Annotated in this window: 18 protein-coding genes; 10 read left to right on the top strand and 8 right to left on the bottom strand. The window is 68.9% G+C overall.

Translation table 11 applies throughout. The annotated features are described in order from the left end of the window. Positions 1-94 precede the first annotated feature (94 nt). The 3 genes from ASD65_RS07330 to ASD65_RS07320 all read left to right on the top strand — a co-directional run bounded on the left by ASD65_RS07330 (position 95) and on the right by ASD65_RS07320 (position 4,985). Positions 95-1,438, top strand: a complete 1,344-nt coding sequence (locus ASD65_RS07330) for a carbohydrate ABC transporter permease (protein WP_056220525.1) — start codon at positions 95-97, stop codon at positions 1,436-1,438. After that, entirely contained in the window at positions 1,435-2,406 is a 972-nt protein-coding gene (locus tag ASD65_RS07325; RefSeq protein WP_056220520.1) for a carbohydrate ABC transporter permease, read from the top strand. The genes ASD65_RS07330 and ASD65_RS07325 overlap by 4 nt, the downstream gene beginning before the upstream one ends. A gap of 83 nt (positions 2,407-2,489) precedes the next feature. Continuing rightward, a complete protein-coding gene (locus tag ASD65_RS07320; protein ID WP_056220517.1) occupies positions 2,490-4,985 on the top strand; it encodes an HAD-IC family P-type ATPase in 2,496 nt (831 codons plus the stop codon). Here ASD65_RS07320 and ASD65_RS07315 read toward each other — a convergent pair. Genes ASD65_RS07315 through ASD65_RS07305 form a run of 3 tightly spaced genes read right to left on the bottom strand, consistent with a single transcriptional unit; the run spans position 4,946 to position 6,790 of the window. After that, on the bottom strand, positions 4,946-5,371 hold the full coding sequence (locus ASD65_RS07315; protein ID WP_056220514.1) for a hypothetical protein: 426 nt from the start codon (positions 5,369-5,371) through the stop codon (positions 4,946-4,948). The two genes, ASD65_RS07320 and ASD65_RS07315, sit on opposite strands and share 40 nt — an antisense overlap. Positions 5,372-5,411: 40 nt before the next feature. Further along, complete coding sequence (locus tag ASD65_RS07310; protein ID WP_056220510.1) at positions 5,412-6,080, bottom strand: DUF305 domain-containing protein; 669 nt, start codon at positions 6,078-6,080, stop codon at positions 5,412-5,414. 5 nt (positions 6,081-6,085) lie between these two features. Continuing rightward, positions 6,086-6,790, bottom strand: a complete 705-nt coding sequence (locus tag ASD65_RS07305) for a DUF3105 domain-containing protein (protein ID WP_056224598.1) — start codon at positions 6,788-6,790, stop codon at positions 6,086-6,088. 276 nt (positions 6,791-7,066) lie between these two features. Between ASD65_RS07305 and ASD65_RS07300 the strand changes: the two genes are divergently transcribed. Beyond that, entirely contained in the window at positions 7,067-8,431 is a 1,365-nt protein-coding gene (locus tag ASD65_RS07300) for a multidrug effflux MFS transporter (protein WP_442922449.1), read from the top strand. A 259-nt stretch (positions 8,432-8,690) separates the two neighbouring features. Here ASD65_RS07300 and ASD65_RS07295 read toward each other — a convergent pair whose 3' ends face one another. From ASD65_RS07295 to ASD65_RS07285, 3 genes are read right to left on the bottom strand one after another with little or no spacing between them, the layout of a single operon-like run. Then, on the bottom strand, positions 8,691-9,083 hold the full coding sequence (locus ASD65_RS07295; protein WP_056220507.1) for a tautomerase family protein: 393 nt from the start codon (positions 9,081-9,083) through the stop codon (positions 8,691-8,693). Between the two features lie 37 nt (positions 9,084-9,120). Next, on the bottom strand, positions 9,121-9,615 hold the full coding sequence (locus ASD65_RS07290; protein ID WP_056220504.1) for a nitroreductase family deazaflavin-dependent oxidoreductase: 495 nt from the start codon (positions 9,613-9,615) through the stop codon (positions 9,121-9,123). A 57-nt stretch (positions 9,616-9,672) separates the two neighbouring features. Continuing rightward, on the bottom strand, positions 9,673-10,173 hold the full coding sequence (locus ASD65_RS07285; RefSeq protein WP_056220502.1) for a nitroreductase family deazaflavin-dependent oxidoreductase: 501 nt from the start codon (positions 10,171-10,173) through the stop codon (positions 9,673-9,675). Between the two features lie 54 nt (positions 10,174-10,227). Here ASD65_RS07285 and ASD65_RS07280 point away from each other — a divergent pair, with 54 nt between their 5' ends. Both ASD65_RS07280 and ASD65_RS07275 read left to right on the top strand, forming a co-directional pair. Further along, the gene (locus tag ASD65_RS07280) at positions 10,228-10,911 is read left to right on the top strand and encodes a phosphatase PAP2 family protein (protein ID WP_082561613.1); all 684 of its coding nucleotides are present in this window, start codon (positions 10,228-10,230) and stop codon (positions 10,909-10,911) included. Positions 10,912-10,915: 4 nt separating this feature from the next. After that, a complete protein-coding gene (locus tag ASD65_RS07275; RefSeq protein ID WP_056220499.1) occupies positions 10,916-12,874 on the top strand; it encodes a helicase HerA-like domain-containing protein in 1,959 nt (652 codons plus the stop codon). Between the two features lie 31 nt (positions 12,875-12,905). Here ASD65_RS07275 and ASD65_RS07270 read toward each other — a convergent pair whose 3' ends face one another. Together ASD65_RS07270 and ASD65_RS07265 are read right to left on the bottom strand one after the other, a co-directional pair. Then, entirely contained in the window at positions 12,906-13,637 is a 732-nt protein-coding gene (locus ASD65_RS07270; RefSeq protein WP_056220496.1) for an IclR family transcriptional regulator, read from the bottom strand. After that, a complete protein-coding gene (locus ASD65_RS07265) occupies positions 13,634-15,112 on the bottom strand; it encodes an APC family permease (RefSeq protein ID WP_056220493.1) in 1,479 nt (492 codons plus the stop codon). The genes ASD65_RS07270 and ASD65_RS07265 overlap by 4 nt, the downstream gene beginning before the upstream one ends. A gap of 231 nt (positions 15,113-15,343) precedes the next feature. On the opposite strand from ASD65_RS07265, the gene ASD65_RS07260 reads away from it, so the two are divergent. The 4 genes from ASD65_RS07260 to lepB all read left to right on the top strand — a co-directional run bounded on the left by ASD65_RS07260 (position 15,344) and on the right by lepB (position 19,359). After that, positions 15,344-16,171: a hypothetical protein gene (locus tag ASD65_RS07260; RefSeq protein ID WP_056220491.1), complete on the top strand. Its 828-nt coding sequence runs from the start codon at positions 15,344-15,346 to the stop codon at positions 16,169-16,171. A gap of 17 nt (positions 16,172-16,188) precedes the next feature. After that, on the top strand, positions 16,189-18,024 hold the full coding sequence (locus tag ASD65_RS07255) for a copper amine oxidase (protein ID WP_162248469.1): 1,836 nt from the start codon (positions 16,189-16,191) through the stop codon (positions 18,022-18,024). Positions 18,025-18,100: 76 nt separating this feature from the next. Next, positions 18,101-18,796 (top strand): DUF305 domain-containing protein, encoded by a 696-nt coding sequence (locus ASD65_RS07250; protein WP_056220485.1) that lies wholly within the window; start codon positions 18,101-18,103, stop codon positions 18,794-18,796. Further along, complete coding sequence (gene lepB, locus ASD65_RS07245; protein ID WP_056220482.1) at positions 18,796-19,359, top strand: signal peptidase I; 564 nt, start codon at positions 18,796-18,798, stop codon at positions 19,357-19,359. Before ASD65_RS07250 ends, lepB begins: the two co-directional genes overlap by 1 nt. Positions 19,360-19,381 lie beyond the last annotated feature (22 nt).

The following is a 19,381-nucleotide window of genomic DNA, read 5'->3' as shown; positions in this document are numbered from 1 at the left end:
CGGGTTCGGGGTATGTTGCTCGGGAACGGCTCCGCGGTGACGCGGAGCGCGGTTCCTGTTCCCAGAGTCCACAGACGTACTCGGAAGGGCACTGATGTCTGACACCCAAACCAAGGAAGCCGTCGCCGCCCACGCGGAGGAAGACCGGAAGCGTGCCCTCCGCAAGGGATGGTCGGTCCGGACCACGAGGCTGGTCGTCACGATCGGACTGATCCTGGTCGTGGCACTGGCGATCTTCCTGGTGACACGGCCGCCCGTCGAAGGCGCGAAGCCCGTCTCGCTCGGATTCTCGTTCAACAGCTTCTTCCAGTGGATCGGCAACATGGGGCCGATCGTCCAGATCCCGATCGTGCTGCTCGTGTTCGCCGTGGTCGTGGGGCTCCTGCTCCTGCTCATCGAGTACGCGCCGCGGGCCGGTCGCGGCTATTTCTGGCTGCGCCTCGCCGCCTGCTTCGTGATTCCGATCCTCGCGTTCATGCTGCTGCGGCCCTACCAGAACGCGGTTCTCTACGTCCTGGCGATCGCGATCCTGCTGGGCGGCGTGCTGTTCTACGCCGACTACCGTTCCCGTGAGGGCGCCGGCTACCTCTTCCAGCTGGTGCTGTTCACCGCACCGGCCACGATCCTGCTGCTGGTCGGACTCATCTACCCGGCGATCATGACGCTCTTCCAGTCGTTCTTCGACAAGACCGGGGCAACTTTCGTCGGACTCGAGAACTATGCGTGGGTCTTCACCAACCCCGAGGGCTTCTGGTCGGTCATCAACACCCTCATCTGGGTGCTGATCGCTCCGGCGTTCGCCACCGCGGTCGGCCTCGCGTACGCCGTGTTCATCGACCGTGCGCGCGGCGAGCGGACGCTGAAGATCCTGATCTTCATGCCGTTCGCCATCTCGTTCGTCGGTGCCGGCATCATCTGGAAGTTCGTCTACGACTACCGGCAGGGCGACCAGATCGGCCTGCTCAACGCGGTCGTGATGTTCTTCGGCGGCGAGCCGGTGGCATGGCTGGACGCACAGCCGCTCATCAACAGCCTGCTGCTCATGGTGGTGTTCATCTGGAGCCAGACCGGTTTGGCGATGGTCATTCTCTCCGCGGCCATCAAGGCGGTGCCGCCGGAGCGGATGGAGGCGGCCGCCCTCGACGGGGCGAACGCCTGGCAGCGCTTCCGCAACGTCACCGTCCCCGGCATCCAGACCTCCATCGTCGTGACGATCACGACGATCGCGATCGGCGCCTTGAAGGTGTACGACATCGTCGCCGTGATGACCGGCGGTCGAGCCAACACCACGGTGCTGGCCTTCGAGATGGTCAATCAGCAGCAGCGGTTCCAGAGCTACGGCCACTCGGCCGCCCTGGCCGTCGTCCTGTTCCTCTTCGTCGTCCCGCTCATCGTGTTCAACGTGCGTCAGATCAGAAAGCAGAGGGAGGTCCGATGACCATCGAGGTAATCGAGCCGATCGTCGATTCACGATCCGCCCGGCAGGTCGCCCGCGACACCCGCAAGCACGAGAAGACGGCACAGAAGCGTCTCACTTCGCGCGGCGCGACGATCGCCGCGATCATCATCGCCTTCTTCTGGACGATCCCGACGTTCGGTCTGTTCGTCACGTCGTTCCGTCCCGGCGCCGATTCGCAGTCGACCGGCTGGTGGACGGTCTTCACCGACCCGGAGTTCACCCTCGGCAACTACTCGGCGGCACTGACCGCGGGCGGTACCGCGCTGACACTGGGGGAGTCGCTGCTGAACACCCTCGGGATCACGGTCCCGGTGGTCTTCTTCTCGCTCGCCGTCGCGTCCCTCCTCGCGTACGCGTTCGCGTGGATCGACTTCAAGGGCAAGAGCGTGGCGTTCGTCGCGGTCTTCGCGCTGCAGATCATCCCGCTGCAGATGGCGCTCGTTCCGTTGCTGAGCCTGTTCTCGCGTGGTCTCACGATCAACGGCGTGAGCATCTTCCCAGGGCTGGAACTGCGCGACATCGATCACAGCTTCGCGACCGTGTGGATCGCTCACACGATCTTCTCGCTGCCGCTCGCGGTGTTCCTGCTGCACAACTTCATCGCGGAGATCCCGAGCGAGGTGATCGAGGCGGCGCGCGTGGACGGCGCCGGTCACGGGCAGATCTTCTTCCGGATCATTCTGCCGCTGGCCACGCCGGCACTCGCCGCGTTCGCGACGCTCGAGTTCATCTGGGTGTGGAACGACCTGCTCGTCGCGACGATATTCGCGCCATCCACGTCGTTGCCCATCATGCAGTCGTTGAACTCGCTCTCGGGCACCTGGGGGAACCAGTGGTTCCTGCAGTCCGCGGGCACATTCATCTCGATCCTGATCCCGCTGATCGTGTTCTTCGCGCTGCAGCGGTTCTTCGTCCGCGGTCTGACCGCGGGCGCGACCAAGGGCTGATCGGGCCACAGACCGGTCGAGTGGCGCATGTTCGGGGGGACATGCGCCACTCGCCATTTCGCGGCCCTCGCTAGGGTGAACGAATGGATGCCGCTTCCTCCGCTGTCACGCCTGTCGCCGCCCCGGCCGCCTTCGTGGACGCGGCCGTCGGGCTCACCGCGCCGGAGGTCCAGGACCGCGTCGCTGCGGGCCGCACGAACGCCTACAAGGCTGATTCCAGCCGCAGCGCGTGGAACATCGTCCGCGCCAACGTGTTCACCCTGTTCAACGGGATCGTCTTCGCGTGCTTCTTCGTGCTGTTCCTCCTCGGGCGGTGGCAGGACGCCCTCTTCGGCCTGGCGGCGTTCGCAAACGCGATCATCGGGTGCGTGCAGGAGTTCCGCGCCAAGGCTGCGCTGGATCGTCTCGCCCTGCTGAACGCCCCGCTGGCGCGCGTGCGGCGAGACGGCGTCGAGTCGGAGCCGCACCCGAACGAGGTGGTGCTCGACGACATCCTCGTGCTCCGCGCGGGCGACCAGGTCTCCGCTGACGCCCGCATCGTGAACGCGCGCGGCCTCCAGATCGACGAGTCGATGCTGACCGGCGAATCGGATGCCGTCGACAAGCACCCCGGCGACGAGGCGCTGTCCGGCTCGGTGGTCGTCGCGGGCGAGGGTGACGCGCAGGTCGTGCGGGTCGGCGCCGACTCGTACGCGAACAAGTTCGCCGACGAGGCCAAGCGCTTCTCCCTCGTCTCGAGCGAGCTGCGCACCTCCGTCAACCGGGTCCTGAAGTGGGTCGGCTGGGGCATCGGTCCCATCGGGCTGCTGGTGTTCAACGCCCAGGTGATGGTCGCCGGCGGGTATGTCGTGGCATGGGAGACCGGCACCTGGGTGCAGGCCGTCGTCAACACGATCGCGTCGGTCACCGCCATGATCCCGCTCGGCCTCGTGCTGATGTGCTCGATCGCCTTCGCCGTCGGGGCATCGAAGCTCGCCGCCCGTCAGGTGCTGGTCAACGAGCTCCCCGCCGTCGAGGGGCTCGCCCGCGTCGACATCATCTGCCTGGACAAGACCGGCACACTGACCGCGGGCGACATCGAGTTCGACGCTGCGCACCCGCTGGCCGATCCGACTCCCGGTTGGGAGGCGGTGCTCGCCTGGTACGGCGCGGCCCCGGACGCGAACGCCACCGCGCGCTGCCTGCAAACGCCTTACCCGGTGTCCGCTCCACTGACAGTCGCCGACACCATTCCGTTCTCGTCCGCGCGAAAGTGGAACGCGGTCTCCTTTGACGACGTTTCCGCAGGCACCTGGGTGCTGGGCGCCCCGGAGATGGTGTTCGGGGATGCCGCGACAGACCCGGCATCCTCCCTCGGCGGTGTCGTGACCCGACTCGCCTCGTCGGGCCGCCGCACCCTGGTACTCGGTCATTCGCCCGTGCCGCTGAGCGCAGCGGACGTGGAGGAGGAGCGACTTCCGGCCGGTCTCGTGCCCGTCGCGGTGCTCACCTTCCGTGAGCGGGTGCGGCCGGATGCGCGGCAGACCCTGGAGTACTTCGGACGCCAGGATGTCGGCATCCGGATCATCTCGGGCGACAACCCGCGCACGGTCGCCGCCATCGCGCGCGAGGTCGGGCTCGATGTCGCGGAGGGCTACGACGCCCGCACGCTGCCGGAGGATGACGCCGAGCTCGCCGACGTGCTCGAGCAGCACATGGTCTTCGGTCGCGTCACGCCCGACCAGAAGCGGCGGATGGTGGTGGCGCTGCAATCGCGCGGGCATACGGTGGCGATGACCGGCGACGGCGTCAACGACGCACTGGCGATCAAGACCGCCGACATCGGGATCGCCATGAACTCCGGTGCCGCCGCGACCAAGGCCGTCGCGCGTCTCGTCCTGCTGGACGGCCAGTTCTCGCACCTGCCCGACGTCGTGGCCGAGGGGAGGCAGGTGATCGCCAACATCGAGCGCGTCTCGATGCTGTTCCTGACCAAGACCGCCTACGCCACCGGGCTGGCGATCCTGTTCGGCGTGATGGTGATGGAGTTCCCGTTCCTGCCGCGCCAGCTCTCGATCACCGACGGCCTGACCATCGGCATCCCGGCGTTCTTCCTGGCGTTGATGCCGAACACGCAGCGCTACGTGCCGGGATTCCTCCGGCGCTCGCTGACGTTCGCGATTCCCGCCGGCATCATCATCGCCATCTCGCTGACCCTCTACACCCGTGGGGCGATGGCCCTCGGTGTCGAGGAGCCGCAGCTGCGCACCGGCTCCACGATCATCCTCGCGATCGTCGGCATCTGGGTGCTCACCGTGCTCTCCCGTCCGATCACCCGATTCAAGGGCGCGGTGATCGGGACGATGTTCCTCGGGCTCGTGGGCGTGTTCACCATCCCGTTCCTGACTACGTTCTTCCAGCTCGTGGACCCGGGGGAGGATGCCGCGTACCTCGTCGCCGTCGTCACGCCTCTGACGATCGGGGCGATCGAGATCGTGCGCTTCGTGCACCGACGCGTGGTCGCGAAGGACATGACGTCCCGCGCCGCGCGGAGTCGGAATCAGACAGTGGCGACCGGAGCCGGTGGGCGACGGAAGTAACGGGTACCGGGCGGTGTCCACAGCGCGATGACGACGACCAGCTCGGCGACGATCTGCACGATCTCGGTCCAGTCCCACACGTCGCTCACGACGATGGTGGCGACGTGCAGGGCGATCTGCACGGCGATGTACAGGGTGACGAACAAGCGGGCGAGGCGGCTGCCCCGGGCGATCGCAGACGCGATGCCGATGGTCAGCAGGCCGAACAGGGTGATCGCCGCGCCGAGCAGGGAGACCCCCAGGACCTCGGACTCGGCGACCTGGTAGCGGCTCAGGAGAACGAGGACGCCCACGACGATGTTCAGGAGCCCCGACACGTACAGCAGCACCACGGCGATCGTCACGATCACCGGTCGCCGCAGCGGAGCCTCGGTCTCGGTGGTCACGCCCCCACTGTAGTGGGCGGCCGGTGCCTCGCGCCGTCGACTACGGCGTACAGCCGAGGCGCTCGCTCATGGCGCGCATCGCGTCGATCTCCGCGCCCTGGGATTCCTTCATGCTCGCGGCGACCTGCAGCACGCGGGGCTGCGACCCCAGCTCGAGCACGGCGTCGACCATCTCGATCGCGCCCTCGTGGTGACGGATCATCAGGGTGAGGAACTGGCAGTCGCCCGCCGCGCCGGTGGCTGCCTTCAGCGTCGTGAGCTCGGCATCCGTCGCCATCCCCATTGCGGCGTGCAGCTCGGCGTCCGTGGCGGGAGCATCGGAGGATCCGTGGCCCGCATGCCCGTCGTCGCCGATCATCCACGACATCAGCGGCGCACCCGCCTGCGGGAGCCCCCACTGCACGAGCCAGTCGAACATCTCGCCCCGCTGGCCGGCCTGGCCGGTCGCGATGTCGTAGGCGAGGGTGCGCAGGTCGGGGTCCTCCGTGGCACGGTAGGCGATCATCGCCATCTCGACGGCTTGGGCGTGGTGCACCTGCATATCGCGGGCGAATCCGGCGTCGGCCGCGTTCGGCACGGCGGCGGCCTCGCCCGAGCCGAACGTCGTGAACCGGCCGATCGCGAACGCGACCGCCGCCACCGCAAGGCACGCCAGCGCCACCGTCAGCCAGCGACGACGCGGCGGAGCGGGCGTAGTCGGCTCGCTCATCAGTGTCAGAGCTTGCCGGGACCGTCAAGCGCGCCGGTGCACGCCGCGGTCGGCTCAGGCACGTCCTGGCTGCGCCAGTACTCTTCGAGGAACTGCGGGATGCGGGCGTCGTCGGCGGAGTCGACCTTGAGCTGGTGGTTCCAGCTGCTCAGCACGATCGGGGAGTCCAGGCCCTCGTAGGGAGAGAGCACGACGTAGGTCGAGGGGAGCTCGGCCCGCAGCGCGTCCAGTTCGTCGCCCTTGACCAGGCTGGCGTCGTAGGTGATCCACACCGCGCCGTGTTCGAGCGAGTGGACCGCGTTCTCGTTCTGCTGGGGCTCGGTGTAGATGCCGCAGTTGAGCCAGACGGCGTTGTGCGGTCCGCCGGTGGGCGGGCTCTGCGGGTAGGCGACTGATCCCTCGACGTGCGTCGTGGTGTTCTCGTAGACGGCGACGCCCTCGATGTCGGCGCCGTCGCTGCCCGCGGTGTACTTGGGGGCGGGCTGCGGAGCGAAGATGAAGGATGCCGCGACCAGCGCGACGATCACGACCGCTGCCGTGGAGCCGACTGACCACCAGACGATCTTGCTGCGGCGACGCTTGGCGAGGTGCTTCTGGTACTCGGCCAGCTTCTCCTGGCGCTTCTGCTCGCGCTGCTGCTTGACGGTCTGGTTGATCTGCGCCTGGGTGGCGGGGTTGCCGCTGTTGCGCTGGGAAGGTGTCGGGGTCATGTGCGTGATCTCGGCTGTTCGCTCGCGGGCTTCGGGTGGCGCACCGGCCACTCCCGTGCGCGGTTCCAGCCTATTCGCCCGCATGGGTAGGGAGGCTGTGAAGCCACCCAGGACTTGTGCTCACCGGCCGGGTGAGAGAGGTCGCGATCGGTGGTGGTGGTCCGATATCATGGAATGTCGAATCGATTCGATCTTCGACGCTCAAACTCCTGTGGCGCCGCGCCCGGACTTCTTCCGTGCCCCGTCATTCCGCCCGCCACTGAAGTGATGCCTCTCGTGCTCGATACCTCGTCCATCCCCGTCATCCCCGATCCCGACGCAACCCGCACGGCCACCGGGTCGATCCGCACGACCTCGAGCACGACCGGCGCCATCCGCACGCTCGGTCCGAATCCGGCGACCGCGCCGATCATGCTGCACCCCGGCGATTCGCTCTCGACCGGCCGCCGCGTCGTCTACATCATCCTGCTAGGTGCGCTGACGGCACTGGGCCCGTTCACCGTCGACCTCTATCTGCCGGCCTTCCCGGTGCTGGAGGAGGACTTCCAGACGACGGCCGCGATGATCCAGCTGACGCTGACCGGCACGATGCTCGGTTTCGCGCTCGGGCAGCTGGTCGTCGGACCGCTGAGCGATAAGGTCGGCCGCCGCATCCCGCTCCTGTCGGTGACCGCACTGCACGTGCTGGCCAGCGTCGGTGCTGCTCTCGCCCCGACCCTGCTCACGCTCGGCATCGCGCGTGTGCTGATGGGTGTGGGCGCAGCGGCGGGCGGTGTCGTGGCCATGGCGATCGTGCGCGACCTGTTCGGCGGGCGGCGGCTCGTCGTGATGCTGTCCAGGCTCGCGCTGGTCTCCGGCGTCGCACCCGTGGTCGCACCGCTGATCGGGGCTGCACTGCTGGCCGTGATGCCGTGGCGGGGCATCTTCGTGTTCCTCGCCGCCTACGGCGCCATCATGCTCGTGTGCGCGATCTTCCTCGTCCCCGAGACGCTGCCCAAGGCCCGCCGCGGTGAGCGCGGCAGCACCACGGTGTGGCAGCGGTACAGGAGCGTGCTGTCGGACCGTGTGTTCATCGGCGTGCTCGTCATCGGCGGCATGACCTTCAGCGGCCTGTTCTCCTACCTGTCGAGCTCGTCGTTCTTGTTCCAGACCACCTTCGACTTCAACGCGCAGGAGTACGGCCTGCTCTTCGCCGTCAACTCCCTCGGCGTCGTGATCGGCGTGCAGGCTGCCTCGCGCCTCGCGGCGCGGTTCGGTCCGCAGTGGGTGATGGCCTTCTCGACCGCCGTCCTGCTGGTCTCGTCGATCGCGATCCTCGTGTTCGATCAGCTCGGCGCCGGGCTGTGGGGTGTCATGATCCCGCTGTTCGTCTTCATGACGGCCTGCGGCTTCACCTTCCCCTGCGTGCAGGTGCTGGCGCTGGACCGCCACGGCAAGGCCGCCGGAACCGCCGCGTCGCTCATCGGTGCGACGAACTTCGGCATCGCCGGACTCATCTCACCGATCGTCGGCTGGATCGCGCGGGATGCCGGCATCACCGCCTCGACGATGGCCGTGGTCATGATCGGCTGCGCCGCGATCGGCGTCGTCGCATTGTGGGCGATCGTGCGGCCGCGCACGATCGGCCTCCTCTCGGCGTAGGGCCAGAGGTCGACCGCGAGTTTTGGTGCGGCGGTATGCGCGGGTCGGGCCCGGGGCATCACCGCGAGGTCGGAGATAGCCACGTCGGGCGCGTGTCGGGGCGCCACCGCGAGGTCGGAGATAGCCACAACGGGCGCGTGTCGGGGCGCCACCACGAGGTCGGAGATAGCCACAACGTCGGATCCGACCTCGGCGATTCGGTCCGACGGAGCTGTTATCTCCGACGCGGTGGCGGGCGGTGAGGAGCCCGCACCGGCGATCACACCGTGATATCGAAGCCGAGGTCGTAGTCGCTGGCTGCGCGCCCGCCGGCACACCAGTTCTCGGGCACGCTCTCGCGAAGGAGTATCGACACGTTCTCTCGCGGAATGTCGAGCAGTTCGAGGCGCTCTACGATCTCTCGGTACAGGTTCCGCTTGGCCTCAATCGAGCGTCCCGAGAAACAGTCGATCGTGACGCGCATGTAGCTGTCCGCTCGTCCCGCCGCGAGGCCATTCACCATCGCGTGAGGCTCGTAGGAGAGCACTCGGATGAATCGGTCTTCCTCCGGGATCTTGAACGCAACGACGAGCGCCCCGTGCACCGCATCCATCAGAGCGACCTGCTCCTGCTGCGAGTAGGTGCGACGAACCTCGATCAAAGAACTGGGCATGCCGACATCCTGCCAGCCGCCGATAGCAGAGGCTGCGTCAGGCTTTGCGTCGCACCGGCTGCAGACGGAAGATGCGGACGGTCCGACCGGAGTCGCGCTCGTACTCCCGGTAGTCCGGCCATTGGGCCTCCATGATCGCCCACACGGCTTCCCGCTCTTCGTCGGGGATGAGGGTGGCGTGCACGGCCATGCGGCGACCGCGCACCGTGATCTCGGCGTCCGGGTACGCGAGCAGATTGGCCGTCCAGGCGGGATGCTTCGCCCCGGCCCAGTTCGTCCCCGCGACGATCGCACGACCGGAGCCGTCGGCCGTGTACATGAGCGGCGCATCCCGCGGCTCGCCGGACTTCGCGCCGAACGTGTGGAGCACGAGGGAGGGGACCAGGAACGCGGTCAGCTGCACGCGCCCACCGGACACGCGGCTGACGAAACGCTCGATCGGGGGCAGCGCGGTGGTGGCCAGAGCGCGCCACCAGCGGGTGCGGGTGAGCGGCGCGACCGCTGCGCGGAGGACGTCGTTGGCACGGGTCATCCGCCCATCATGCCGTGGATCCGAACCGCATCCGCACCACCGATGCGGTGCGACGGGTCAGCTCGGAGAGGCCTCGCGCACCGGCTGCAGCCGGAACAGGCGGACGGTGCGCCCGGACTCTCGCTCGTACGCGCGGTACCCCGGCCATTGCGCTTCGATCCGCGCCCAGGCGGCGTCGCGCTCCTCCTCCGGGATGGCATATGCGTGCACCGGCATGGTCTTGCCGCGCACCGTGATCGACACATCGGGATGAGCGAGCAGATTGCTCGTCCACGCCGGATGCCGTGTCCCGGCGAAGTTGGTCCCCGCCACGATGGCGCGGCCCTGCCCGTCGGGGGTGTACATCAGCGGTGCATCGCGCTGCTCGCCGGACTTCGCCCCGATCGTGTGCAGCACGAGGGAGGGGACCAGCAGGGCGCTGAGCTGCACACGGCGCCCGGTGACGGCCGCGATCAGTCGCTCGATCGGAGGGAGCACACTCGGCGCGAATCGACGGAAGAGCTGCGTACGGGTGAGGGGAGCGAGGACACTCCTGAGTACATCGACGGCCGTTGACATGCGTTCATTCTGCCCGTCGGCTGCACCCGTGGGCGTGCCTGTCACAATGGGCGCATGTCCGCGACCTCGTCTGCCCGACCGATCGGCCTCCGTACCTCGACAGCGCTGTGGTGGGGTGCAGGGCTGCTGCTGGCGGGTATGGTGCTGGGCGCGACGATCTTCCTCTACGGCTCGAACGCCCCCTTCGCGATCGATGTGTGGTGGAACGACCTGCTCGTCCAAGCCCGGCACGGATTCCTGCTGTGGATCTCATATGCGATGAACTGGCTCGGCGGGGGCTGGTTCGGAGTCTTCGGCGCGCCCATCTTGATCTCGGGCTGCCTTCTCATCGCCCGCAGACCGTGGGGCGCGGTGTACTTCCTCGCCGCCGAGATCGTCTCCGCCGGACTCGTCCAACTGCTCAAGCATCTGTTCGGGCGTGCCCGGCCCGACGACATCATCGTCGTCTCGGACTTCGGCTCGTTCCCCTCCGGGCACGTCGCCAACGCGGCGACGATCGCCGTGGTGCTGTTCATCCTGTTCCCGCGGGTGTGGGTGGGCGTGGCCGGAGCCGCATGGGTGATGCTGATGGCCTTCTCACGCACCTATCTCGGTGCGCACTGGCTCAGCGACACCGTCGGCGGCGCCTTGCTGGGCGCTTCGGCCGCACTTCTGGTGTTCGCCCCGTTCCGAGGACCGCTGGTCGCGGAATCCGCGCGACGACAGGATGCTGAGACTTCGGGCCCGTCGCTAGGCTGAGCGCATGAGTGACCCCACGGCTTCCGCGTCCACAGACCCCGCTGTCGCCGCCGCGGAAGCAGAACTGGCTCGACTCCGTGCCGAGGCGGCCGCCGCCGAAGCCCAGCTGAAGGCTGCGCAGGCGCAGGCGGCGCTGGCAGCCGCAGAGGCCGAGGCAGCCAAGGCGCGCGTGGCAGCGGCTCCGGTGGTTCCTGCCGCGACCCCGGGCGACGTCGCTCCGGCCGCCTCGCCGGTGGAAGCGCCCGCCCCAGCGCAGGTCGAGCCGGAGGTCGTGACCGCCGCGGCTGCTGACATCGTGACCGCCGCGACGAAGCCTGCCGCCCAGCCCGCCGCCGATGCCCCGCTCAACGCCGACGAGGTCCAGGCGATCGTGCGCGGGTACACGTTCGATGCCGCGACACTCGACCTCGGCGCTCTGGTCAACGGCGATCCGGTGCCCGAGGCGCAGGTGCGCATCCCGCTGGGCATGATGAACCGCCACGGCCTCGTCGCCGGCGCGACCGGCACCGGCAAGACCCGCACGCTGCAGGGCCTGGCCGAGCAGCTCGCGGCCAAGGGCGTCCCCGTGTTCGCCGCCGACATCAAGGGCGACCTCTCCGGTGTCGCGACCCCCGGCGAGGCGAACGACAAGCTCCTGACGCGCACCCAGGCGATCGGGCAGGACTGGAAGCCCGAGGCATCCGTCACGGAGTACTTCGCCCTCGGCGGCATCGGCAAGGGCGTGCCCGTGCGTGCCACCGTGAGCGGGTTCGGGCCGCTGCTGCTGAGCAAGGTCCTCGGTCTGAACGAGACGCAGGAGTCCAGCCTCGGGCTTGTGTTCCACTACGCCGACGCAAACGGGCTGGCACTCGTGGATCTGTCCGACCTGCGCGCGGTGCTGAGCTACCTGACCAGCGACGAGGGCAAGGCGGAGCTGAAGAACCTGGGTGGTCTGTCGTCGGCGACCGCGGGCGTCATCCTGCGCGAACTGATCACGTTCGCTGACGACGGCGCCGACGTGTTCTTCGGCGAGCCCGAGTTCGACGTGAACGACTTCATCCGGCTCGCGCCGGACGGCCGCGGCGTGATCAGTCTGCTCGAGGTACCGGGCGTCATCGACAAGCCGGCGTTGTTCTCGACGTTCCTGATGTATCTGCTCGCCGAGCTGTTCGAGATCCTCCCCGAGGTCGGCGACCTCGACAAGCCGAAGCTGGTGTTCTTCTTCGACGAGGCGCACCTGCTGTTCAAGGACGCGTCGAAGGACTTCACCGCCGCGATCGTGCAGACCGTGCGGCTCATCCGGTCCAAGGGCGTCGGCGTGTTCTTCGTGACGCAGACGCCGAAGGACGTCCCGTCCGACGTGCTCGCGCAGCTGGGCTCGCGTGTGCAGCACGCGCTGCGGGCGTTCACGCCCGACGACGCCAAGGCGCTGCGCGCGACCGTCGGCACCTACCCGAAGTCGGGCTACGACTTGGAGCGCGTGCTGCAGGAGCTCGGCACCGGCGAGGCGATCGTCACAGTGATGAGCGAGAAGGGAGCCCCGACGCCGGTCGCGTGGACCCGCCTCCGCGCACCGCTCGGGCTGATGTCGCCGACCCCCGACCCGCAGATCGTCGCGGCGATCAACGCCTCGCCGCTGCTCGCCCGCTACGGCACCGCGATCGACCGCGAGTCCGCACGCGAGATCCTCACGGCCCGCATGAACGCCGCCAATGAAGCGGCCGCCGCCGAGGATGCGGCGCTCGCGAAGGCGAAGGCGGATGCCGAGTTCGCCAAGCAGCAGGCGGCGATGGACAAGGCGCAGGCCGCGGCCGACAAGAAGGCGCAGGCCGAATACGACCGGCTGCTGAAGAAGACCTCGGGCACGAGCCGGACCACGTCCAAGCCGCAGAAGTCCGCGATCGAGCAGGTGCTCGGGTCCAAGTCGACCCAGACGATCCTCAACGGCGTGATCCGCGGGCTGTTCGGTAACGGGCGCCGCTGAGGGCAGCGCGACCGGCCTCAGCGCGAGAGGCTCAGCGCGACGGCAGCAGTTCGAGCGCGGCGAGCGATTCCGCCGCTTCGCGCAGCGCGGCGACATGACGCGCGGCGAGCGAGAGCCGGGAGATCGACGTCGACAGGCTCACCGCGCCGATCGGCTCCTCGTTGCTGCGGATCGGCACGGCGAGGCAGCCGCGGTCCGGCGCCAGCATCCCCATGTGCTCGGCGTACCCCCGCGCAGCGACCGCGGCTGAGATATCGGTCACGTCGATCCGCCCGGTGGGCACGCTCCAGCGCGCGTCCCGCGGACTCGGCGGGCGCTCGGGACGTTCGATCAGCCAGAGATGCCCGACCGCGGAACGGGTGGGATCCTCCAGCATCGCCGCACGGTCGGAGAGCGGATGCACGGGGTCCTCGTCGATCACCGTGAGGCCCGCGCGGTGGAATCCGACCAGATGCACCGCTTCGCCGGTCTGCGCACGCAGCCGGTCGAGGATCCCCTGATAGGGCGGCCGACGGTGGGCATCCACGATGCTGGCGAGCTCGAGCACGCGTGTGCCGAGCAGGAAGCCGGACAGATCCGGACGCCGCACGAGATACTCGTCGCGCACCAGCGCATTCACGATGCGATAGACCGTGGCGCGCGGAGCCTGGAGCTCGCGGGCGATGTCGGCGGCCGCCATCCCCGCATGGTGGCGTGCCACCTGCTCGAGGATCTCCAGCGCCAGGCCGAGTCCCTTCTCCGGCAGCGGCGCGGGGCCGCTCATCGTGCGGACCCCGTGCGGTCCTCGCCGTCCGACTCGGCGGCGGGCACCTGCGCCGCGATGGTGTCGGCATCGACGGGCCAGTCGTGCAGGCCGACACGGGCGGCCACTCCCGGGCGCCTGGCCAGGCGCACCATGCCGGCGACCACGAGCACGGCCAGGATGCCGACCGCCCACGCGAAGCCGACGGGATTGCCTCGCGTCGCCGACGCGCCGTAGAACCCGAGGACGGTCGCCAGTGCGAGCAGCGGGACGACCGACACGATCACCGCGCGCGCCGACAGCTCGCCGATCTTCGCGAGGAACGCCGGGGCGGCTGCGCACATCAGGGCGTAGGCGATCAGGAACCCGAGAGTGGATGCCGGGGCGGTGATCGCCCGCATGTCCTGCCGCGATCCGCCCGCCGCCAGCGTCGACAGCGGGATCGCGGCCACGATCACCGTCAGCGCGACGGCACCGAGCGCGGGAACGCCGCGCCGGGACACCCGGCCGAACAGCGGGGGGATGACGCCCTCCCGGCTGAGGGCGAACGCGACGCGGGTTGCGGCGTTGGTCATCGCCAACGCGCACGCCAGGAAGGAGACGCCGACGATGAGATCGATGAGGGTCCGCAGCCCGGTGACCTCGGCGAGTGCGCCCGCCGCGGGGTCCTCGGACAGCAGAGAGAGCTGGGCGGCGGTGCCCACCAGCATGACGAACCCCGTCGCCCCCACACTGATGAGGATCGCGCGGGGGATCGCGGCGAACGGCCGCCGGGTCTCGGGACCGAGCGCGACGCCGCTCTCGAATCCGACGAAACCGATGAGCGAGAAGGCGACGCCGATCATCACGGCATCCATCGAGAAGTCCTGCGCCCGGGGGATCAGCCGCGCCACATCCCACTTCGTCGCCGTGAGTGCGATCACGGACAGCACCAGCACTGCGAGCACCGCGACGGTCTCGAGGACGAGGAGGATGCGCGTGGAGATGCGCAGCCCGCGGGCGATCACGACGGCGATGACGACCGCGGTGACCGCGACGATCGCCGCGGTCAACGGCGGTGGCGGTTCGGGCGAGGCCGCCACCACGCTCGCGATGCGTCCGGCACCCGACCACAGCGTGTTCATGGCGATCGCGAGGTACCCGACGGCCAACGCGGTGCCGCCGATCAGCCCGACGCGCGGGCCGAGGCCGCGTGCGGTGAAGGTATGGAGCGATCCGGTGCTGGCGATGCGCCGCGCGAAGATCCCGATGACGAGCGCGATACCGATCACGAGCGTGATCGTCAGCACGATGTCGAGGTAGGCGAACGAACCGCTGCGCCCGAACAGCGCCCCCGGGTGCACGAGCAGCACACCCGCCGGCGCAGTGGCGGCGACCGACTGCGCCACCACATCGATCGTGCGGGCGTGTCGACGGCGGAGACCGGAGAACGGCGAAGTCGTGCCGAGATCGGATCGCTGCTGCCCATGCCGGATCGCGTCTGCCAGTGCGCTCACGTGTCTCCCTCCGGTAGCGCGACGGTATCGAGGTCGCGTTGCCGATTCGATCCGGCGATGTTTCGGGTGGATGACGCGGCCTGAGACGCCGCGCGTCGCCACGGCCGCATGTGTCTCATACGGATTTCGCTGCGCTTTCGCCGGCGCACACCGTCGGGAAACAGCGCTGCCCAAGACTCACCCCACGGCGTGGACCCCACCGCGTCGGTCCCACCCCAAGAAAGGAAGCCTGTGACCGAGCCACAGCTCTCCCAGGGGGAGTCCCCGCCTCCCTCACGCTGGCGTCGCCTCCTCACCCCGCGTGTCCTCGGCGTCTCCGCCGCCCTGGCCGCGGGCTGCGCCGCAGTCACCCTGGTGTTCGCGACGCAGATCGCCGTCCAGGCGACCTCGACGCCGCCCGACGCGGCGTCCAGCCCCATCGCTGCGGACAGCACCGACGAGAACGCCCCCGAGAAGTCGGAGACGGTCGCGCCCCCCGCGGTGATCGCCGCCGCCTACGACCAGCTCTCCGGAGACGAGGTGTCGTACGTGCGCTACCTCGGCGCGCAGACGGCCGACTTCGCGGCCGGCGCGGACGTGTTCGGCGAGCCGGGGATGCAGTTCATCTCCACCGACGTCGCCGACCCGCAGTCCTACACCGACGGCCAGCGCCGCCTGCTCTCGCTCTACTACGACTACGCCGCGAACGAGACGGTCGCCCTCATCGTCAACGTCACCCAGGCGAGCATCGAGTCGGTGCAGCGCGCGACCGGATCGCAGCCCGCGCCGACCGATGCCGAGACCGCCTTTGCGTGGGACCTCGTGCTGTCATCGGACCAGTCCGAACCGCTGGTGAACGAGTTCTCCGCCCTCACCGGGGGGTCGGCGCTCACCACCACCTCGGCTGAGGTGGAGCTCACCGCTCACTCCTTCATGTCGGATGCCGCATCCTTCGGCGCCGAGACGTGCGGTGTCGACAGGTGCGTGCAGCTGCTCGCACAGGTGAACGGCGGCCCGTACCTCACCACCAGCACCCTCGTGGTGAACCTCTCCACCAGAACTGTCCTGCCCGTCTCATGACCACGGAGAAATCGATGATGAAACGCATCCTCGGTGCGGCGACGAGTGTCGCCGTACTCGCAGGCGGGCTTCTGCTCGCCGCCCCACTGCCGGCCACGGCACAGACCATCACGGAGGCCTCATGCTCGGGCGGCTCGCTCGTGTCGGAGACCCTGGAATCGGGATCGAGCTGGCAGATGTGCTGGCGCATCGACACCTATCGCGGTCTCGTGCTCGACAAGATCGCGTACCAGCCGCGTGATGACGCGGCGCCCATGCTCGTCCTGGACTCCATCGCCCTCGCGCAGCTGAACGTGCCGTACGACACCGGTGCGACGGAGTACAACGACGTCACCACCTACCAGGTCGGCGGACGCCGGCTGCAGGCGCTGGCCGCCGTGGACTGCCCGGTAGGTGAGATCCGCAACGCCTGGGTCGATGCCCCGCGCGGCGAGATCCCCGCGATCTGCATCGGCGAGGAGGACTCCGGTCTCGCCTACCGCTCGAACATCACCAACGACGCCCTCTACGCGGCGCAGGGGACCGACCTCGTGCTGCACACGGTGTCGCGCATCGGCTGGTACGAGTACCAGGTGCAGTACCGCTTCCACGACGACGGAGAGATCTCCGTGCAACTCGGCGCGACCGGCGACCTCTCGCCCAACGACTACACGAACGTGGTCAATCAGGGCTGGCCGCTCGATCCCGCCGACGAGGACTTCGCGGTCAACCACTACCACTCCGCGTTCTGGAAGGTGGACTTCGGGATCGACGGGGGCAGCACCCAGAACGTCGAGAAGTTCGCCACCGTCCCGACCGGCGAGTACGGGACGACCGGTGACACCGGGCACACCGCCATCCTCGAGACCACCCTCACACCGGTCTCCAGCGAGACCAAGACGATGGGATCGAACCGGGAGGCCTACCGGGTCGTGAACCCGGACAGCCTCAACGCGGACGGGCACGCGCGGTCGTACGAGATCATCGTGCCGCGCGACCAGGCGTACAACCTCAACCCGGAGACGGACTACGACATCGCGTTCACCAACGCGAAGGCCGACGAGGTGCACTCGAGCTTCAACCTGATCCCCTCGAAGGCCGGGAAGATGGTGACCGACTACATCGACGGCGAAGAGCTGATCGATCCGGTGGCGTGGGTGAACGTGGGCTTCCATCACATCAACCGTGACGAGGACCAGAGCCCGATGCCGATCCACTGGCAGGGCTTCACCCTCTACCCGCGTGACTTCGCGGCGCAGAACCCCAATGTGCCCGAGGGACGCAAGTGGGTGAACGGCGACATGCGCGGCGTTCCGAACCCGAACATCACGACGACCCCGACCCCGTCGCCGACCGTGAGCCCCACCGCGGGACCCACCCCGACGACGGACCCGACGGCCGGACCCACGCCGACCGGAACGCCCAGCGTGCCCGGTGGTGGCGGCACGACCGCGCCGACGAACCCGGTCGCCTTCGGCCAGTCCGAGGTCGCACCCGGAGCGTCGCAGACCGCGACCGCCGAGGGATTCACCCCCGGTGAGACGGTCAGCGCCGTGCTGCACTCCGACCCGGTCGACGTCGGCACGTTCGTCGCCGATGCGGAGGGAAAGATCACGGCGCAGTTCATCGTGCCGCGTGACACTCCGGCCGGCGAGCACCGTCTCGTGTTGACGGGGCAGGCCTCCTCGGTCACCGCCGAGGGCGCGTTCACCGTCTCGTCCGCCTCCCCGGCGGCGATCTTCGGAGCACTCGCCACCACCGGCACGGATGCCAACCGCTGGGCGATGTCGGGGCTCGTGCTCCTGCTCGCCGGCGCCGGCCTCGCCGCGCTGTCCTGGTTCGCCCGACGCTCAGGCGCGCACATCGCCGCCTGATGAGAACGACCGCGGGATGGCGTTCCCCCCACGCCATCCCGCGGTCACCCGATTCCGCTGATCGAAGGGACATGACATGCGCAGCCGCATCGCCGGAGTCGGAATGATCGTCGCGGTCACGATCGCACTCGTCGGACTCTCCACCGTCGCCCTCGCGATCACCACCCCCCGGACGACTCCGGTGGCTGCTCCTGCCTCTGCGCCGATCCTCAACGCGCAGGGCCAGCGATTCCCCGTCGCAGCCGACTACTGCTACGTCGAGGCGATGATCCCGCACCACACCCAGGCACTCGAACTCAGCGGCATCGTCCTCGCCGCCGACGGTATCGGCGATCGCACGCGAGCGCTGGCCGAGTTCATCGTGACGGACCAGACCGCCGAGATCCGGACGATGGACGCGTGGCGGACCGCCTGGGTCGCCTCGTCGGGTGAGTCCGCAGCGCCCGCGTCGGCGCACGGCGCGCACGGCGCCTCGAGCGCGAACGAGCCGGTCGATGCCCCGATCGCCGGATGCGGCGACCACGCGTCGCACGAGGGCATGAAGGGGATGGCGACGCCCGAGCAGATCTCCGAGTTCGAGACCCTCGACGGCTTCGCCGCGCAGACCCGTTTCCTCGAGCTCATGATCGCCCATCACATCGGCGCGCTCGAGATGGCCGAGCTCGCGGTGCGAGAGGGGACGAACGCCTATGTGCGTTCCTCCGCCAAGCACGTCCTGATCGAACAGGACAGGGAGATCACCGCGATGACCGCTCTCCTGGCGGGGGAGTGATGGCGCTCGCCGTTCCAGCCACGGTCGCGACGCAGCCGACCGCGCCGCGCACGCGTCGTCGCGGCATCCTCACCCTGTCGGTGATCGTAGCGCCGCTCCTGCTGGCCGCGCTCGCCGTGGCCGGACTCGGGGCCGCCCACATCGTCAACGATTCGATGGACCCCACGCTGCGCAGCGGCGATGTGGTCCTCTACGACCGGTGGCTGACGCCGGCCCGGGGTGACATCGTGCTCTTCCGCGATGTCGACGGCTGGTCGGGGGCGGACGGGACCACGCTCGTCAAGCGCGTGATCGGCGTCGGCGGCGACACCGTGGTGTGCTGCGAAGCGGGATCCGGGCGCCTCCTCGTCAACGGGGAGCCGCTCGATGAGGGGTACATCGCCGGCGACAGGCCCGGCGGCGTGATCCCGTTCCGGGTGAGCGTGCCCGACGGCAGCGTCTGGGTCGTCGGCGACAACCGTGCCGTGTCGGTGGATTCGCGTTCCGCGATCTCCGGGCCGCACCTCGGCGCCGTTGCGCTCGATGACGTGCTCGGCATCGTGCGCGGTCGGGTGCCGCAGTGAGCGGGTGTCCCGTTCCACAGGC

The organism is Microbacterium sp. Root61 (assembly GCF_001427525.1).
GTDB lineage: Bacteria > Actinomycetota > Actinomycetes > Actinomycetales > Microbacteriaceae > Microbacterium.
Note: the sequence above shows the minus strand (reverse complement) of the source record. Positions and strands in the feature narration are given on the sequence as shown.

Excerpts from the sequence above, each read along its gene's own strand:
- lepB (WP_056220482.1), top strand. The coding sequence starts at position 18,796 with ATGGCGCTCGCCGTTCCAGCCACGGTCGCGACGCAGCCGACCGCGCCG.
- ASD65_RS07285 (WP_056220502.1), bottom strand. The coding sequence starts at position 10,173 with ATGTCAACGGCCGTCGATGTACTCAGGAGTGTCCTCGCTCCCCTCACC.
- ASD65_RS07320 (WP_056220517.1), top strand. The coding sequence starts at position 2,490 with ATGGATGCCGCTTCCTCCGCTGTCACGCCTGTCGCCGCCCCGGCCGCC.
- ASD65_RS07310 (WP_056220510.1), bottom strand. The coding sequence starts at position 6,080 with ATGAGCGAGCCGACTACGCCCGCTCCGCCGCGTCGTCGCTGGCTGACG.
- ASD65_RS07305 (WP_056224598.1), bottom strand. The coding sequence starts at position 6,790 with ATGACCCCGACACCTTCCCAGCGCAACAGCGGCAACCCCGCCACCCAG.
- ASD65_RS07275 (WP_056220499.1), top strand. The coding sequence starts at position 10,916 with ATGAGTGACCCCACGGCTTCCGCGTCCACAGACCCCGCTGTCGCCGCC.
- ASD65_RS07325 (WP_056220520.1), top strand. The coding sequence starts at position 1,435 with ATGACCATCGAGGTAATCGAGCCGATCGTCGATTCACGATCCGCCCGG.
- ASD65_RS07330 (WP_056220525.1), top strand. The coding sequence starts at position 95 with ATGTCTGACACCCAAACCAAGGAAGCCGTCGCCGCCCACGCGGAGGAA.
- ASD65_RS07280 (WP_082561613.1), top strand. The coding sequence starts at position 10,228 with ATGTCCGCGACCTCGTCTGCCCGACCGATCGGCCTCCGTACCTCGACA.
- ASD65_RS07255 (WP_162248469.1), top strand. The coding sequence starts at position 16,189 with ATGAAACGCATCCTCGGTGCGGCGACGAGTGTCGCCGTACTCGCAGGC.
- ASD65_RS07270 (WP_056220496.1), bottom strand. The coding sequence starts at position 13,637 with ATGAGCGGCCCCGCGCCGCTGCCGGAGAAGGGACTCGGCCTGGCGCTG.
- ASD65_RS07295 (WP_056220507.1), bottom strand. The coding sequence starts at position 9,083 with ATGCCCAGTTCTTTGATCGAGGTTCGTCGCACCTACTCGCAGCAGGAG.
- ASD65_RS07250 (WP_056220485.1), top strand. The coding sequence starts at position 18,101 with ATGCGCAGCCGCATCGCCGGAGTCGGAATGATCGTCGCGGTCACGATC.
- ASD65_RS07290 (WP_056220504.1), bottom strand. The coding sequence starts at position 9,615 with ATGACCCGTGCCAACGACGTCCTCCGCGCAGCGGTCGCGCCGCTCACC.